Origin of the sequence: Streptomyces sp. NPDC058274, from assembly GCF_042881375.1 — a bacterium.
Taxonomy (GTDB): domain Bacteria; phylum Actinomycetota; class Actinomycetes; order Streptomycetales; family Streptomycetaceae; genus Streptomyces.
On the sequence record NZ_JBHVXW010000007.1, the window covers coordinates 118,796 to 134,915 of the forward strand.

At 70.2% G+C, this 16,120-nt stretch carries 12 protein-coding genes and 1 pseudogene; 5 read left to right on the forward strand and 8 right to left on the reverse strand.

Annotated elements, in window-relative coordinates:
* Positions 1–187: 187 nt before the first annotated feature.
* Together ACFVYF_RS16570 and ACFVYF_RS16575 are read right to left on the reverse strand one after the other, a co-directional pair.
* Positions 188–1,177 (reverse strand): glycoside hydrolase family 6 protein, encoded by a 990-nt coding sequence (locus ACFVYF_RS16570; RefSeq protein ID WP_389455914.1) that lies wholly within the window; start codon positions 1,175–1,177, stop codon positions 188–190.
* A 95-nt stretch (positions 1,178–1,272) separates the two neighbouring features.
* Positions 1,273–3,498, reverse strand: coding sequence for a glycoside hydrolase family 9 protein (locus tag ACFVYF_RS16575; RefSeq protein ID WP_389455915.1), 2,226 nt, complete (start codon positions 3,496–3,498; stop codon positions 1,273–1,275).
* 305 nt (positions 3,499–3,803) lie between these two features.
* Between ACFVYF_RS16575 and ACFVYF_RS16580 the strand changes: the two genes are divergently transcribed.
* Positions 3,804–5,144: a GH1 family beta-glucosidase gene (locus tag ACFVYF_RS16580; RefSeq protein ID WP_389455916.1), complete on the forward strand. Its 1,341-nt coding sequence runs from the start codon at positions 3,804–3,806 to the stop codon at positions 5,142–5,144.
* 100 nt (positions 5,145–5,244) lie between these two features.
* The gene (locus ACFVYF_RS16585; protein WP_389455917.1) at positions 5,245–6,246 is read left to right on the forward strand and encodes a LacI family DNA-binding transcriptional regulator; all 1,002 of its coding nucleotides are present in this window, start codon (positions 5,245–5,247) and stop codon (positions 6,244–6,246) included.
* A gap of 224 nt (positions 6,247–6,470) precedes the next feature.
* Here ACFVYF_RS16585 and ACFVYF_RS16590 read toward each other — a convergent pair whose 3' ends face one another.
* The 4 genes from ACFVYF_RS16590 to ACFVYF_RS16605 are packed head-to-tail and all read right to left on the reverse strand — an operon-like array spanning position 6,471 to position 10,258.
* Complete coding sequence (locus tag ACFVYF_RS16590) at positions 6,471–6,926, reverse strand: MaoC family dehydratase (RefSeq protein WP_389455918.1); 456 nt, start codon at positions 6,924–6,926, stop codon at positions 6,471–6,473.
* Between the two features lie 32 nt (positions 6,927–6,958).
* Positions 6,959–8,452 (reverse strand): long-chain fatty acid--CoA ligase, encoded by a 1,494-nt coding sequence (locus ACFVYF_RS16595; RefSeq protein ID WP_389455919.1) that lies wholly within the window; start codon positions 8,450–8,452, stop codon positions 6,959–6,961.
* Positions 8,453–8,474: 22 nt separating this feature from the next.
* Positions 8,475–9,341, reverse strand: a complete 867-nt coding sequence (locus ACFVYF_RS16600) for an amidohydrolase family protein (protein WP_389455920.1) — start codon at positions 9,339–9,341, stop codon at positions 8,475–8,477.
* Positions 9,342–9,355: 14 nt separating this feature from the next.
* Positions 9,356–10,258: an SDR family NAD(P)-dependent oxidoreductase gene (locus tag ACFVYF_RS16605; RefSeq protein ID WP_389455921.1), complete on the reverse strand. Its 903-nt coding sequence runs from the start codon at positions 10,256–10,258 to the stop codon at positions 9,356–9,358.
* Positions 10,259–10,367: 109 nt separating this feature from the next.
* Between ACFVYF_RS16605 and ACFVYF_RS16610 the strand changes: the two genes are divergently transcribed.
* Both ACFVYF_RS16610 and ACFVYF_RS16615 read left to right on the forward strand, forming a co-directional pair.
* Positions 10,368–11,207: a PaaX family transcriptional regulator C-terminal domain-containing protein gene (locus ACFVYF_RS16610; RefSeq protein ID WP_389455922.1), complete on the forward strand. Its 840-nt coding sequence runs from the start codon at positions 10,368–10,370 to the stop codon at positions 11,205–11,207.
* A gap of 937 nt (positions 11,208–12,144) precedes the next feature.
* Positions 12,145–13,719 carry an MFS transporter gene (locus ACFVYF_RS16615; RefSeq protein ID WP_389455923.1) on the forward strand — a complete coding sequence of 525 codons (1,575 nt, stop codon included), beginning with the start codon at positions 12,145–12,147 and terminating at the stop codon, positions 13,717–13,719.
* A gap of 543 nt (positions 13,720–14,262) precedes the next feature.
* On the opposite strand, the gene ACFVYF_RS16620 is transcribed toward ACFVYF_RS16615, so the two are convergent.
* A complete protein-coding gene (locus ACFVYF_RS16620; protein ID WP_389455924.1) occupies positions 14,263–14,760 on the reverse strand; it encodes a lamin tail domain-containing protein in 498 nt (165 codons plus the stop codon).
* 392 nt (positions 14,761–15,152) lie between these two features.
* Positions 15,153–15,293: pseudogene (locus ACFVYF_RS16625) on the reverse strand (nuclear transport factor 2 family protein); the annotation flags it as partial.
* A gap of 343 nt (positions 15,294–15,636) precedes the next feature.
* Between ACFVYF_RS16625 and ACFVYF_RS16630 the strand changes: the two are divergent.
* Positions 15,637–16,074 carry a glutaredoxin domain-containing protein gene (locus ACFVYF_RS16630; RefSeq protein WP_389455925.1) on the forward strand — a complete coding sequence of 146 codons (438 nt, stop codon included), beginning with the start codon at positions 15,637–15,639 and terminating at the stop codon, positions 16,072–16,074.
* The last annotated feature ends 46 nt before the right edge of the window (positions 16,075–16,120 follow it).

Genomic DNA, 16,120 nt, shown 5'->3' on the forward strand with positions numbered 1-16,120 from the left:
CCCCACGCCCGCGGGGGCGGGCCGGGTTCGCGGGGGGGTCGGGGGGGGGGGGGGGCGCGGCCCCCCCCCCCCCCCCCCACGCCGGGATCAGGTGCCGTACGTCGGGATCAGGTGCAGTACGTCTCGATCACGTGCCGTACGCCTCGATCACGTGCAGTACGTCTCGATCACGTGCCGTACGCCTCGATCATGTTCCGTCGATGAGCCGGACGGCGATGGCGGGGCTGAACTGCCCGGCGGGGACGGTCGGGGCGATGCCGCACTGCCCGTCGGAGTTGCCCGGCGTCTTGACCCACAGCAGCAGGTCCTCGCCGCCGCCCACGCGTGCGGTGACGCCGAGTTTGCGCCCGGCAGGGTTGCACCATTCGCCGTTGGAGCCGTTGCCGTTGCGGCTGGTGTCCACGACGAAGTGGGAGCCGCCGCCCAGCGACGAGTTGATCGAGTTGCCGTAGGTCTCCGAGGACGACGTGGTGTAGAAGTTCGACACGTTCAGGGAGAAGCCGCGGATGTTGCTCACGCCCGCGGAGTTCAGCCGGCTCGCCATGGTCGCCGGGGCGACCCAGTTGGTGTGCCCGGCGTCCAGATAGGCCCAGGTGTTGGGTGCCTTCTGCTGGAACATCTGGGTGGCGTAGGAGAGCATCGCGAGGCGGTCGCTGATCTGCGCGCTGGTCAGGCAGCTGAAGTCCGACAGGGCGTCCGGCTCGATGACGACCACGGCGGGGCGGTCGCCCACCGCCGCCGCGAAGGTGGAGATCCAGGTGCGGTACGCGGCCACGCTCGCCGCGCCGCCGGACGACTCGCCGCCGCACGCGTCCCGGAGCGGGATGTTGTACGCGACGAGGACCGGCAGCTTGTCGTGGCTGTCCGCGGCACCGACATAGCTGGAGACGGCAGGTCCGATGCCCCCGCTCTCGGCGGCGAACCAGCGGGCGATCGGCTGGGACGCGATGGCCGACTGGATGCGCGCGGCCCGCGTGTCGGAGGGGTTGTTGCGGACCCAGACGGCAGGGCCGGAGTCGGGGTTGGAGTAGAAGCCGCTCGTCAGGGAGATCGGGCTGGCGGCGGCTGCCGAACCGGCCGCCAGGAGCGGCAGCGGCACAACGAGCAGACCGATCAGGGCAGTTCGGACCGTGACGCTTTTGAGTGAGGCAGTTTTGAGCAGGGCTTTCCAGCGCATGGTGAGTCCCTATCTCTGGAGGCGGGGCTGCCGTGGGCCCCTCGGCTCGGCTCCCGCCCGCGCTCGTCCGGCGCGGGCGGGGCCACGGCGGTGATTCAGCGCGCTGAGTCGGCGGCGAAGGCCGCCACCCAGCCGAGTGCGGAGTTCCAGTTGATCGCGATCTCGTTGGTCGAGTACGAGTAGATGTCGTCGATGTAGCAGGTGGCGGGGGCGCAGCCGGCCAGGTTCTGTTGCGCGACCGGGTCCTGGAGGGCGGAGTCGGGGCCGCCGGCCAGTGAACCGGGCGGCGGGCTGGGCAACTTGGGGTCGATCTGGTGGGCCCAGATGCGGTTGTGCTGGTTGTGGCTGGCCTTGGTGCCGTAGCCGGTGACGAAGGACTGGTTCAGGGCGTTGCGGCCGAGGAGGTAGTCCATCGACTCCAGCACGGCGCTGCGGTAGACGTCCCGGGGGGTGATGTCGTAGGCGGTCGCGATGACCATGGAGTTGTTCGCGGTGACGCTGTTGGAGCCCCAGACGTAGGCGCCGTCGGTGGGCAGGCTGGTGTTCGGATAACCCTGCGACCGCTCGTCCCGTACGAATCCGTCCGCGACGGCGAGGACCCGCTTGCGTGCGGCGGCGACCATGTGGGCGGAGAAACGGCTCGGCAGCCGGACGACGGTGAGGTCGGCCAGCGCGCCGGTGTCCCGCCAGGAGAATCCGGCCGAGGTGATCTTCGTGTCGATGCGGGACAGGTAGGCGCGGTCGTGCGTGGTGGCGTAGAGCTCGGTGGCGGCCCACGAGAACTCGTCGGAGACGTCCGTGTCGGCGTACGCTCCCCCGCCGACGCTGTCGCTGCCCGGCGCGTACACGTCGGGGTGGGCGAGCGCGGCCTTCCAGGCGGTCTCGGCCGCGGTCAGGCACTTGTGGGCGAAGGCCGCGTCGTAGCGGGCCCACACCCTGGCGCACTGGGCGCCCGCGGCGGCCAGGTTGAGGGTGGCAGCCGTGGACGGCGCGTGCAGGTAGCGGGGCTGGGAATCCCGGTCGGGCTGGGTGGGCAGCGCGGTCCAGGCGAGGTCGTGGATCTTGTGGTGGACCATGCCGGCCAGCGGCTCACCCGCCGGCACCTGCATGCTCAGCAGGAACTCCGTCTCCCAGCGGGACTCGTCGAGTACGTCCGGGACGCCGTTGTCGTTCTCGGGGATGCTCAGCAGTCCGTCGCGCAGCCCGGCGGTGTCGCCCTGGGCGCGGGAGCGTTCGTAGGAGTCCATCAACTGCCATGCGGCGAGTGCGCCGTTGACGACGTACTTGCCCTGGTCGCCGGCGTCGTACCAGCCGCCCCGGACGTCCAGGGAGTAGTCGCAGGTGCCGGGCAGGCAGGGCACGTCGGTGTCGCCCTTGTTGGGTGCCACGCCGATGTGTCCGGCCGGCCGGGCGTAGGCGTCGCCGGCGTACTGGGCCTCGATGGGGGTGCCGCTGCGGACGTCGTAGAAGTAGCCGAGCGCGTCCTTGCGCAGGGCCGTGTAGGGGTTGTCCGCGATGGCGAACGGATAGCTGGTCGCCGCGCCGACCGCGAGCGTGTATCCCGTACCGGCCTTGCGCACCGCGCTGAAGTCGGCGATGTGCACATGGTCACCGGACGCGGTGTCCGTGCCCTGGACGTGAGTGCGCCCGGTCTTGACGACCGCACCCGAGGCGTCGGTCAGGCGCCAGCTCACGGGCTCTGCCGAAGAGTCGACGATGGACGCCTTCTTGGGACCGTGGACCGCGTAGCCGTACTGGTTCGTCCGCACCGGGGAGCCGAAGTCCCGTCCGCCGCCGGGCGGGATCGCGCCACCGGTGAGGGAGACGTCGTCGAGGCACAGGGTGAACGGCTGGGTGGCGCCGCCCTGTTGGAAGGACAGCTGGGCGTGCAGGTCGGCGGTCGTGGACGTCCCGGTGAACTGGAAGGTCTTGGGCGTGGTGGTGACGGCGGCGGTCTTGTTCAGGGTGGTCGTGAACGGTGCGGCGGGCAGCTGCAGTACGGCGTGGAGGGACACGTCCCGGGTGGCGGAGGCGGTGAAGCGGAGCGTGTAGGGCCGGCCGGCCTCCAGCGGGATGTCGTTCTGGCCGATCATGGAGTCCCATACGTTGACAGTCCCCGCGGGGACGTCGGCGCACAACCGGCCCAGGTTGATGGTGGACGGCGTGTTGGCGCTGCTCCACCAGGGCGCCTTCACGCTGTCGAACGTGCCGTTGAGTACCCGCTCGTAGGGCGCTTCCGCGGCGTGCGCGGGCGTCGCGGCCAGGGCGACGGTCAGGACGGGCGCGAGGAAGACCGCGCCCCATCTGGTCTGGCGGAACATACCGGGCCCTTCTCGATGACAGGGTTCCCCGGCTCGGTGCGGCGTCAGTGCCAGATGGTGGGCGGGGACGGCGAGGCTGTCAAGACTTCAAACACGGGGGTCTTTTCTGCGTCCTGACCCTTCACAGACCGCACGTGCCCCTCCTAGTCTGCGACTGTAAGCGCTTCCAGTTTCTGTTGGAGGCATCGCACAGGTACCGGCCGAGCTGTGGCGTCACCCCAGATCAGCATCAGTATCCGCGTCATGGACGAGAGCGCTCCGATTGTTAGCGCTCTTGGAATGCCAGCAGGTGGAGGTTCAACTCAGTGAGCACGTTCGCTCCCGGCTTCCTTTGGGGCGCCGCCACATCGAGCTACCAGATCGAGGGCGCGGTCACCGAGGCCGGCCGGGGTCCCTCCATCTGGGACACGTTCGCGGCCACCCCGGGCACTGTCCGGGGCGGCGACACCGGAGCCGTCGCGGCCGACCACTACCACCGCTTCCCCGAGGACATCGCGCTGATGGCCCAACTCGGCCTGCGCGCCTACCGCTTCTCCCTCGCCTGGCCCCGGATCCAGCCCACCGGCTCCGGCCCGGCCGACCAGCGCGGCCTCGACTTCTACCGCCGCCTGACCGACACCCTCCTCGACCACGGCATCCAGCCCTGGCCCACCCTCTACCACTGGGACCTGCCCCAGCCGCTGGAGGACCGCGGCGGCTGGCCCGCCCGCGACACCGCCGAGCGGTTCGCCGAGTACGCCGCCCTCGCCCACGAGGCGCTGGGCGACCGCATCACCCACTGGACCACCCTCAACGAACCGTGGTGCTCGGCCTTCCTCGGCTACGCCACGGGCCGCCACGCCCCCGGCCGCCGCGAGCCCGCCGCCGCCGTACGCGCCGCCCACCACCTGCTGCTCGGCCATGGCCTGGCCGCGGAGGCACTGCAGGGCGACGCCCAGGTCGGCATCACGCTCAACCTCACCCACGTGTCCCCGCTCACCACCGAGCCCGCCGACCTGGACGCGGCCCGCCGCATCGACGGCATGCAGAACCGCCTCTTCCTCGACCCGCTGCTGCGCGGGGCCTACCCCGACGACGTCCTCGACGACCTCCACCAGGTCACCGGTTCCGGGCACGTCCACGACGGCGACCTGAAGAGGATCGGGGCTCCGCTGGACTACCTCGGCATCAACTACTACGCACCGATGGTGGTCGCCGCCGGCTCGACGCCGGCCGAATCCGCTTATGTGGGCTCGCCGTTGGTCCGTATCGCCGACGGGGGCCGGGCAAGGACCGCGATGGGCTGGGAGATTGACGAGAGAGGACTCCTGGATCTTCTCCTGCGCCTCAAGGACGACTATCCGGCCGTACCCCTGTACATCACGGAGAACGGTGCCGCCTTCGACGACGCGGTGCGGCACGGCGAGGTGCACGACCCGGACCGGATCGCCTACCTGGACGGCCATCTCCGTTCCTGCGCACAGGCGATCGACCGTGGCGTGCCGCTCAAGGGCTACTTCGTGTGGTCGCTGCTGGACAACTTCGAGTGGTCCTTCGGTTACACACCCCGCTTCGGCATCGTGCACGTCGACTACGCGACCCAGCGCCGCACGCCCAAGGACAGCGCCCGCTGGTACGCCGAGGTCATCCGGAGCGGCGGTCTGTGAGGCGGTCCGCACCTACTGTGCTGCTACCCGCCGCCCCGTTCCTCCCTGATCCATGGCTCCCTACTCCCGAATCCGTCCGTACGAACAGGAGCAGCCCCACATGACCCGACGGCCACCGACGCTCGACGAGGTGGCGCTGCGCGCCGGGGTGTCAGTCGGAACCGTCTCGCGTGTGATCAACAATCGCCGGCACGTCAGCAGCAAGGCGCGGCAGGCAGTGGAGAGTGCGGTGGCGGAGCTGGGCTATGTGCCCAACGTGGCGGCCCGTTCGCTCGCCTCGCAGCGCCGCGGCGCGGTGGTGCTGGCGATCTCCAGCGACGACCCCGCGCTGTTCGCCAACCTCTTCTTCGCGGAGGTGATCACCGGTGTCAACGCGGTCATGGAGGAGACGGACCTCGAACTGCTGCTGGTCCTGGCCGCCTCCGAGCGCGGCCGTGCCCGGCTCGCCCGCATCCTCCAGTCCCAGGGTGCTGACGGTGTCATGCTGCTGGCCGTGCGTGAGAACGATCCGCTGACGAAAGTGGCCGAAGCGGGCGGCGTCCCCGTGGTACACGGAGGCCGCCCCCTGGACCGGGCCCCGCGCTGGTACGTGGACGCGGACAACCGGGGCGGGGCCCGCCAGGCCGTGGAGTACCTGATCTCGACGGGCCGCCGCGCCATCGGCACCGTCACCGGCCCGCTCGACATGCACGCGGGTGTCTCCCGCTACCTGGGCTTCCGCGAGGCGGTCGCCCTGGCCGGCCTGAAGGACCACCGCGTGGCCCACGCCGACTTCAGCGAGGCGGGCGGCGCCGCGGCGACCACCCGTCTGCTCGACGAACACCCGGACCTGGACGCGGTGTTCGTCGCCTCGGACGCCATGGCGGCCGGTGCCCTGCGTGTCCTGCGTGAACGCGGCCGCTCCGTCCCCGAGGACGTCGCGGTCGTCGGATTCAACGACGTACTCACCGCGCAGCACACCCAGCCCGCCCTGACGACGATCCACCAGCCCATCGTGGCCCTCGGCAGCGAGATGACCCGCATGCTGGTGCGCGTACTGGGCGGCGAGGAGCCCACGCCCCTGATCCTGCCGACGGAACTGGTCATCAGGGGATCCGCGTAGCGCGGCTGATCCCACGCGTCGGCACCCACGACCGAGGCCCGCGATCCCAACGGGCATGGCCCTCGTTCTCACGCTGACCACGTGCCGTGCCGTTGCGTACAGCCCGGCCGGAGGAAGCGGCGCTCCGGCTCACCGTTGTCCGACAGCGGCCTCAACACCGAGGTGGCGTCAGCGGGCTGGGAAGTGGCGCGGGACAACCGCCAGACCGTCATTTCACCACGGCATCACGAGTAGAAGCGGTAGACCGCCTGGGCGACGCAGGCGGGCTTGGCGCCGCCGTCGATCTCCACGGAGAGATCGACGACAAGTTCGGCGCCGCCCTTGATCTCGGTCGCAGCGGCCACAGCGCCATGCGCACGGATCTTGGAGCCGGCGGGAACCGGCGCGGGGAAACGTACCTTGTTGAGGCCGTAGTTGACCGCCATGCCGACATCCTGCACGCCGAGCAGTTCGCTCCAGAGCGGGATGAGCAGGGAGAGGGTGAGGTAGCCATGCGCGATCGGGCCGCCGAAGGGGCCCTGCTTGGCGCGCTCGACGTCGACGTGGATCCACTGATGGTCGTCGGTGGCGTCGGCAAAGGTGTTCACCCGCTCCTGGGTGATCTCCAGCCAGGCGCTGTGACCGAGATCGGCACCGGTGAGGCTGAGCAGGTCGGCGATGCCGTGGGCGGTACGAGGCATGGGAGGGCCTTTCTTGTGGCGGCGGGCTGTGGTCAGTTGTTCCCGTAGGCGGCGCGGAGCGGGCCTTTGAGCAGTTTTCCGGCGCCGCTGCGCGGCAGTTCGTCGGTGAAGAGCAGGGATGCGGGGATCTTGTACCGGGCCAGTCGCCCGTCCAGATGGCCGAGCAGTTCCCCGGCGCTCGCTGCCGCGCCGGGGCGCAGTACGACGACTGCGCGGCCCACCTCGCCCCACTTCTCGTCCGGCACGCCGAACACAGCGCATTCGGCGACCGCGGGATGCTCCAGCAGCGCGTCCTCGACCTCGGCGGGGTAGATGTTCTCGCCGCCGGAAATGATCATGTCCTTGAGCCGGTCGACCAGCCGGACGTAGCCGTCGGCGTCGACCGTGGCCAGATCGCCGGAGCGGAACCAGCGACCTTCCCGGAACGCGGCAGCGGTCTCCTCGGGCAGGCCCCAGTATCCGGGCGAGACGTTGGGACCGGCCACCACCACCTCCCCCGGCACTCCGCGCTCTGCCGGAGTCCCGGTCGGGTCGAGCAGTTGTACGTCGGTGAAGAAGTGCGGGACGCCGGCTGTGCCCGCGTGGGTGAGCGCGTCGGCGCGGTCCAGCAGCAGGACACCGGGGGCAGCCTCGGTCATGCCGTAGCCCTGGACGAACGCGAGGCCCCGGTCGAGGTAGCGGCGGATGGTGCGGGCCGGTACGGGCGCGCCCCCGCACAGCAGGTTGCGCAGGCTGCTCAGATCCGCCTCGGCCCAACCCGGCGCGGCGGCAATGGCGTCGTACATGGCCGGGACGCCGAACAGGCAGCTGATCCGATGCCGTGCGATCAGTTCCAGGGTGCGGTCGGGGTCGAAGGAGGATTCCAGCACGGCCGTGCCGCCTTTGAGCAGCGTGGGCAGGCAGGTCATGTTGAGGGCGGCGGTGTGGAACAGCGGGGCGCTGACGAGGGTGGTCTCCTCGCTGGTGAGGTCCACGTCGACCAGCACGTTGAGGCTGTTCCACAGAACGTTGCCATGGGTGAGCATGGCACCCTTGGCCCGGCCCGTCGTTCCCGAGGTGTACATGATCATGCAGAGGTCGTCCGGTCCGACGGGCAGGTCCGGGACGGTGGCCGGCGCAGCGGCCAACAGTGCCTCGTACGCCTCGCCTTCCGCACACAGGCTCTCCGTCGGCAGTTCGGCCGTGGTCGCGGCGCTCCGGCGCACGTGCAACAGCAGCCTGCTCCCGGAATCCGCCAGCTGGTGGCGCAGTTCGGGCGGCGCGAGGCGGGTGTTGAGCGGTACGAAGACCGCTCCCAGCAGACCGGTGGCGAACAGCGTCTCCAGGAACGCCGGATGGTTGGGCCCGAGGAAGGCGACCCTGTTCCCGCGCCTGACGCCACGCTCGCGCAGCAGGTGCGCGAGCCGGTTCGCCCGGTCGTGGAGCCGGGCGTAACTGGTGGTCCGCTCGTCGTGGATCAGGGCGGTGCGGTGCGGGGTCTTCCGGCTCCGGCGGGCGGGCCAGGAGCCGATGCCTTGGTTCTGCAACGCGGGACTCCCTTGTCGTGCGTCATTTGCGGAGGCCGAGCAGCCGTGCGGCGTTCTCCTTGAGGATCTTCGGACGGACCTCGTCCTTGATCGGCAGCTCGGCGAAGTCGGCGAACCAGCGGTCCGGGCTGAGCAACGGATAGTCGGAGCCGAACAGCACCTTGTCCTTGAGCAGGGTGTTCGCATACTGCACCAGCTGCGGCGGGAAGTACTTCGGCGACCAGCCGGACAGGTCGATGTGGACCTGCGGCTTGTGGGTGGCCACCGCCAGCGCCTCGTCCTGCCAGGGGAAGGAGGGATGGGCGAGGACGATCGGCATGCCGGGAAACTCCGCGGCCACATCGTCCACCAGCATCGGATTGCTGTATTTGAGCCGGATCCCGCCACCGCCGGGCGCGCCCGCGCCGATACCGGTCTGGCCGGTGTGGAAGACGGCGATCGCACCCACCTCCTCGATGGCCTCGTAGAGCGGGTAGGCCATCCGGTCATTGGGGTGGAATGCCTGGACGTTGGGGTGGAACTTGAAGCCGCGCACGCCGAAGTCCCGGACCAGCCGCTGGATCTGCCGTACTCCCGACTTCCCCTTGTAGGGGTCGACACTGGCGAAGGGGATGATCACGTCGGGGTTGGCCAGGGCGGCCTCGGCGACTTCCTCGTTGGGCACGGCCGGAGTGCCGGTGGCGGCTTCCGCGTCCACGGTGAAGACGACGCACGCCATCTTCCGCTCGCGGTAGTAGGCCGCGATCTCGGGGAGGGTCGGGCGGCGGTGCTCCGCCTTGAAGTACGCCCCGGCGGCAGCGTCGAGCTCTCCGGAAAGGGAGCCCTGGCCGCGCGAGGACACCTCGGCATGGGTGTGCATGTCGATGGCGACGAGTTCGTCGACGTTCATGTCCCCTCGCTCCTTCACAGCTGCGGGGCGGGGATGCCGTAGGTCTCCGTATGCCGGCCGACTGAGACCGGCCACGCTGCGGCGATGGCGTCAGCACTCCAGCCCCCGTCCGCGTAGGCGACCGAGATCTCCTGGGGATGCGACCAGAGCGCCAGCTTGTCACCGCCGATACCGACGCACTGGCCGGTGACCTGCTGGGCAGCGTCCGAGGCGAGAAAGGCGACCAACCCGGCGACGTCCTCGGCCGTGCCGAAGCCCGCGCCCTTGCGCAGGCCGTCGGGCAGCGGCGTGCCGTGCTGCTCCAGCGCCTCGACGTGTGCGGCGAAGGCGGGAATGGTCTTCGTCATGGCGGTGGCGGCGACCGGGATCACCGCGTTGGCGGTGATCCCGGCCCGGGACAGCTCCATGGCCCAGGTGCGCACCATGGCGGCGATTCCGGCCTTGGCGGCCGCGTAGTTGGTCTGCCCGAAATTGCCGCGCTGCCCGGCCGGGGAGCCGGCCACGATGATCCGCCCGCCCTCCCCCTGCTCGCGCATCCGGTTGACGGCAGCCCGTACGCACGTGAAGGTCCCGCGCAGGTGCACCTGGACGACGGTGTCGAAGTCGTCGTCGGTCATCTTCCACAGCACGCGGTCGCGCAGCACACCCGCGTTGGTGACCATGACGTCCAACCGCCCGAAACCGGTCATGGCCCGGGCCACCAGCGCCTCGGCGGCGTCCGTCGTGCCCACGGCCGCCACTTCGGCGACCGCGCGCCCGCCGGCCGCCTCGATCTCCTTGACGGCGCCGGCTGCCGCCTCGGCGTCCACGTCGTTGATCACCACGGCCGCGCCTGCGGCGGCCATGGCCTTCGCGTAGGCGAGGCCGAGGCCTCGGCCGCTTCCGGTGACGACGGCGACCTTGCCGGCGAGATCCATGAATCTGCTCCTTGGCTGGGCGGAGGGGATGAATTCAACTTAGGCACATCGATGTCGGCCGTCAATGGATTGCCCAATATTCTCAACCCGCCCGCACTCGCTCTACGCTGTGCCCGTGACCAGCCTCGATCCCGCCCCCCGCCCCCAGTCGCTGATGCTGAGCTTCTTCGGCATCCACGTGCGCGGCCGTGACATCGCCCTCTCCTCCAGCTGCGTGATCGACGCCTTCGCCCGGATCGGCATCACCGAGGAGGCCGTCCGCTCCACGCTCACCCGCATGGTCAACCGCGGTCTGCTGGAGCGTCACCGCCAGGGCCGGAAGATGTATTTCGCGCTCACCCCGCGCGCCGCCGCCGTACTCCAGGACGGGCACGACCGGATCTGGCGCACCGGCGCGGTCAACCGTGACTGGGACGGCCAGTGGACCCTGGTCGGCTTCTCGCTTCCGGAGGCATGGCGGCGCGAGCGGCACGACCTGCGTTCCCGCCTGACCTGGGGAGGTTTCGGTCCGCTGCAGAGCGGGCTGTGGGTGGCCCCGGGCGAGGTGGACGTCGCGGCGCTCGTCGCCGGCCTCGGCCTGGACGCGCAGCTCCGGGTCTTCCGCGGCACCGTCATCGGCCCGACCGAGGTGGCCCAGGTGCTGGAGTCGGCCTTCGACACCAAGGCCATCGCCGCCGAGTACCGCGCCTTCCTCGACCGCTGGACCGCCGACGATCCCGCGGACGCACCCCAGGACTTCGCCCGGGACCCCTTCGCCGGCCAGCTCCTTCTGCACACCGACTGGCTCGAACTCGTCCGCCGCGACCCGCATCTGCCCGCCGAGCACCTTCCTGCGGACTGGCCGGCCATCCGCGCGGAGGCGCTCTTCCAGGACCTGGCCCGCCGCTGTGCAGCGCCCGCCCGGGCGGAGGCCGAGCGAGTGCTCGACGCCATACCGACGGGCGGCTGAACCCGCGAATCGCCCACCGGGTCGCCGCTGCCCATCCGACCGACCGGCACAGGGCCGGGCCGTTCGCAGGTCACTCGTCCCCGTCCGCGGGACATGTCGGCTGGTCCCGTCCTCGGGACCCGTTGGCTGGTCCCGTCCGCGGCACCCGTTGGCTGGTCCCGCCCTCGGGACCCGTTGGCTCGTCCCGTCCGCGGGACCCGTTGACTCGCCCCGCCCTCGGGACCCGTTGACTCGCCCCGTTGGCGACGCATTGACGGAGGTGACCTGACCGGGATCCGGGCGCCCGGGCCCCACTCGTCACGCCTCGTCCTCCGATCCACCGCGCGACCATGCGCTGTCGCGACTGCGCCCGCTCGTGCTGCGACCGGCGACCCTCCACCCCGGACCTCGAGCGAGACACTCCGCGGTCGGTCTACGACGAGCCCATCAACCTCATTCTTGGGCAACCTCTTGACCGCCGCCAAAATATCGCCCTACATTCAGGGCATTCTCTCGGTCGGGTCCGCGCTCCCGCTCAGGCCCCTTCACGCTCCACCCACCTCCGCGAGAAGAAGTACCCCACCATGGCCAAGCGCTTCCTGGGCCGCCTCGCCGTTCAGCTGCCACAAGCCCAAGCTGACGGGCTACGCCACCCAGAGCGGCCTGGACCGGGCAGGGCAGCCGCACGGCTGCAGCCATCGCGCCGAGGTGGACGCCCTCAACCACGGCACCGAACTCAGCTTCGACGCCGACCTGGAGACCCCGCACGCCGCCCCCGCACACCACGCGGAACAGGCAGCCACCCGCTGGACGCAGCGCACGTCCACGGTCGGGCAAGGCCTGGACGTGCCGCTTCACGACCTCCGCACCACCACTCACTCGGTCGGCCATCGTCCGGCCGCCTCATCGCTTGCCGACCCCGACTCAGCTCTCACTCACCTGTTCCCCAGGAGACCCTGTGTCCGCAACGACGCGTACCCGCTCGTCCTCCGACGCCACAGCTCCAACAGACCTCGTCCCCGGCACGCTGATCGCCTGCTGCCTGGTCGTCTGCCTGGCCCAGATCGGCGTCGCCATCCCGGCCACCCTCAACGGCCTGTTCCAGGAGCACCTGCACCCGATCGGCTCGCAGCTGACCTGGATATCCGACGCTTTCCTCCTCCCGATCAGCGTGCTGGAGCTGACCTTCGGCGTGCTCGGCGACCTCTTCGGCCGCAAGCGACTGCTGATCGGCGGCACGCTGCTGATGGCGGCCGGGGAGATGGTGTCCGCCACTGCCGGCGGCGTGCACATGCTCTGGGTGGGCCAAGCCCTGGCCGGGCTGGGTGCCGCCGCACTGTTCCCCACCTCGCTCGCCATGATCGTGGCCGGCACCCGCAGCCACCGCGACCGGGCCAAGGTCATCGCGCTCTGGGCGGCCTTCCTGTCCACCGGTGGCGCCCTGGCACCCGTGCTCGGCGGGCTGACCGGCAACTACGGCTCCTGGCGCTGGTCCTTCGTCGTGGTGGCGATCCTCGCCCTCATCGGCGCGTTGGTCAGCCAACTGCTCGCACACGACTCCAGTTCACCGAAAGGCCGCTCGCTCGACATCGCGGGCCAGATCACCATCGGCGTCGGCCTGTTCGCGCTGCTCTACGCCGTCATCCAGGGCCCGACGGACGGCTGGGCTTCGACGCCGGTCCTGGTCGCCTTCGTACTGGCGGCGGTGTTCCTTGCCTTGTTCGTCGTTGCCGAGCAGCGCGCCACCTCACCCCTGCTACGGCTCGACCTCTTCACCAACCGCGCTTTCGCTGTCTCCTCCGTCGTCGCGGTGGTCGGCATGTTCAGCTTCCTCGGCACCGCCTACGCAACCAGCATCCGACTCGGACCGATCCAGCACCAGAGCCCCCTGCGCACTTCCGTCGCCTTCCTGCTGCTCAACGGCCTCACCCTGCTGTTGACCCCGCTCACCTCCCGGCTGCTGGCACACCTCCCCGCCCGCAGACTGCTGGCCCTGGGCCTGATCCTGATCGCCGCCGGCGACTTCCTCGCCGCCACCCTGTCCGTCGACGACCGCGCCCTCACCTCACTGGTGCTGCCGCTCGGCCTGGTCGGGGTGGGCTTCGCCTTCACCGTCTCCTCGATCACAGCCACCGCCGTCAACACAGTGCCCACCTCGCTGGAAGGCATGGCCAGCGCCACCACCAACCAACTGCGCGACTTCGGGTTCACCCTGGGCCCGGCCGTGATCGGCGCCATCGCACTGAGCCAGGCCGCCGCCAGGTTCGACACCGCCCTGACCCACTCCGCCCTCCCGGCCGCCTCCAAGTCCGCCGCCCACGCGGTCGCCTCAGCGGGCGGCCCGCTCGCAGTCAACTCGGTCCCGGCCGCCTCGCCCCCGGGCGCGGCCGTCCCGCTGGCCGAGCAGGCACTGGGACACGGCTACTCCCTCGGCTACCTGGTCTGCGGCTGCGCCGCGCTTGCCGCCTGCCTGCTGGTCGCACTCGTCCTGCGCGGCCACGACGCGCAGCCCGACCAGCCCGTTGCCAGCTGAGCCCGCCCGCACCCATCGCACCGTGTCCCGGTCGCAGTTCCCTCCCCCAGCGACCGGGACACACCGCGTCTCCCGCGACATGGCCGATGGACAGGACCACTTGGTGAGTGCGCTCGGCCGGGCTGTCGGGCAGCGGGAGTGACGGGTACGCCGTCCACGGCCATGGCGGTCCGGGGCGCTGGGCCGTCGAGCGCGCCTACGGCCGGCTCATGCGGCAATGTCGCCTCGACCGCGGGACTATGAAACCCACCCGCACCGCCCCGAAGCCCTGATCCGCCTCGCGATGATCGCGGAGACGGCGCTCACGAGCCGATCCCCGCCGCCCCCGGACCGTCCCCACCCCCGTGGGACCGCCCATGGCCGGCGCTCGAGTCCCGTACGAGGTTGGTGCGCACGGTCGGCTCGGGCCGGCCGCGCGCACCATCCATCACCTACAGCAGGTGTCCGTTCCTCTCGTCACCGGGCGGGCAGTTGCCTGGCGCAGCAGATGGCCATCGCCCGGCCCACGAGAGCTGGTGTCGACGCGCGCGTACAGGTGTCCGCTCAGCGGTTGTGGTGTCCGTGGTGTCCGCCACGGTGGCCGCCCCAGGACTGGGAGTCGACGAGCCGGCCACGGTCGTTGGCCAGGGTGGCGGTGTCGGCGCGGTTGTCCCATGCGTAGTTACGGCGGCCCTGGAAGAGGTCGCTGTCGGAGTTCCGGCCGAAGCCGGTGTGGACACGGACGGTCGCGTGACCCTCCAGGCGGTAGTGACGGAAGGTGTAGGTGTTGCCGTCCCTGTCCTCCGACAGGGTCCAGCCGTCCAGATTGACGGCCCTGCGGGAGGAGTTGTGGATGTCCACCCACTCCTTGTTCAGGGAGCGGCTGCTGCGGTCGTCGTGCCCGGGCGAGTCGTACTGCACTCCGCTGATCTCCACCTGCGGCCGGTGCGGGCGCCGGTCCTGGTCGGCGGAGGCCGACGCGGCGGCCGAGCCGACGAGAGCGCCGGCCGCAAGGACGGTCGCGAGGAGACGGCGGGCGGTAACAGGCGTGGAAGCAGACATCAATGCCCCTCATTTCGAGAGCTCGCAGACCCTGCCAGTGCAAGCACTGCGGGTGCTGCTTTGTGCGGGTCCCGGCCCGTTGGCCGAGAGCCCGTAATCTGCCGCCCCCAACCGACCTGTGTGCATGAAATGTGAACGAAGTTACTGATCACCCATATTTCTGTGACAGTTACGTTCATGGACCATTTACTGGGTAAATGCACTAGGTTGACGGCCCCTCCTTCACACCGGCGCGTCAGCCCTGGACCGGCCCCTCATCCGCCAGTCCGCGCCACCCCAGCACTCACGGACACCTCACCCGAAAGTGCGTAACACCGCTTCACCGGCCCCGCGGGAGTTCCGCACCTCGATCCTGGCGTCCCAGGGCTCCCCTCGGCCGCCCGTCCGGGTGCTCAAGGGGCGCAAGCCTCGGCGATCGCCGGGCTGTTCTCGTAGAGGTGGTGCCGCTTGATCCGGCCGTCCCCAACGGTGAGGTGCGGAGCGAAAGGGCCCTCGAAGGACTTCCCCGTCGCACGTACGGTCCCTGACACATGCGTGGCTGAACTCCGCCAGTGCGGCCGGCTCAGCCGGCGCGGCGGCGGTTTCCGGCCGGGCAGTGGACGCCTTCGGCGCACACGGCGGCTTCGCGATCGCCGCCGCGGCAACCACAGTGATGGCCGTACTGGCTACGGCCGGCCTACGTGCGATGCGCAGGCCGCGGCGCTGAAGACTGAAGGCTGAAGACTGAAGGGTGAAGGCTGAAGGCTGAAGAACGGGGTCAGCGCCTGGTTCTGATCCCGGAAGGGGCAGCGCCTGTTTCTACCCCCGGAACTCCAGGTCGAGGTACGAACGGCCTGGTTCGAGGAGCATGGCGGCGCACCGATAGCCTGCGTCATCATGATGCGCCCTTGGGTCTTGCCGATGCTGCTTGTGCTCTGCGGCTCAGTCGTCGCGACTGGTCTGATCCTCAGCGGGAGCACCGGCGCAGCCGTTGCACTCCTGCTGGTGTTCGTGCTGCTGGCAGGCGTGAACTCGCCTCTGATCTTCCCGAGGTCCATCAGTGCGGTAGAGGCGCAGAGCCGCAGCTCTGTCGACCGCCGGCCGGTCGTCTTCTGGCGGTCCGGCTGCATGTACTGCCTGCGCCTGCGCTTCCGGTTGGGCCGTAGGGCCCGCCAGTTGCACTGGGTCGACATCTGGCGTGATGAGGCTGGAGCGGCAGCGGTGAGGGCAGCCAACGACGGCAATGAGACGGTGCCGACCGTATTCGTAGCGGGCCGGCCTCACACCAACCCCGATCCCGAATGGGTGCGCGAACAACTCTCCCCTCCCACGTGACCGGGAGCGGTGTCATATCGGAGAGGCGCCTGCGGTTCCCGACGGA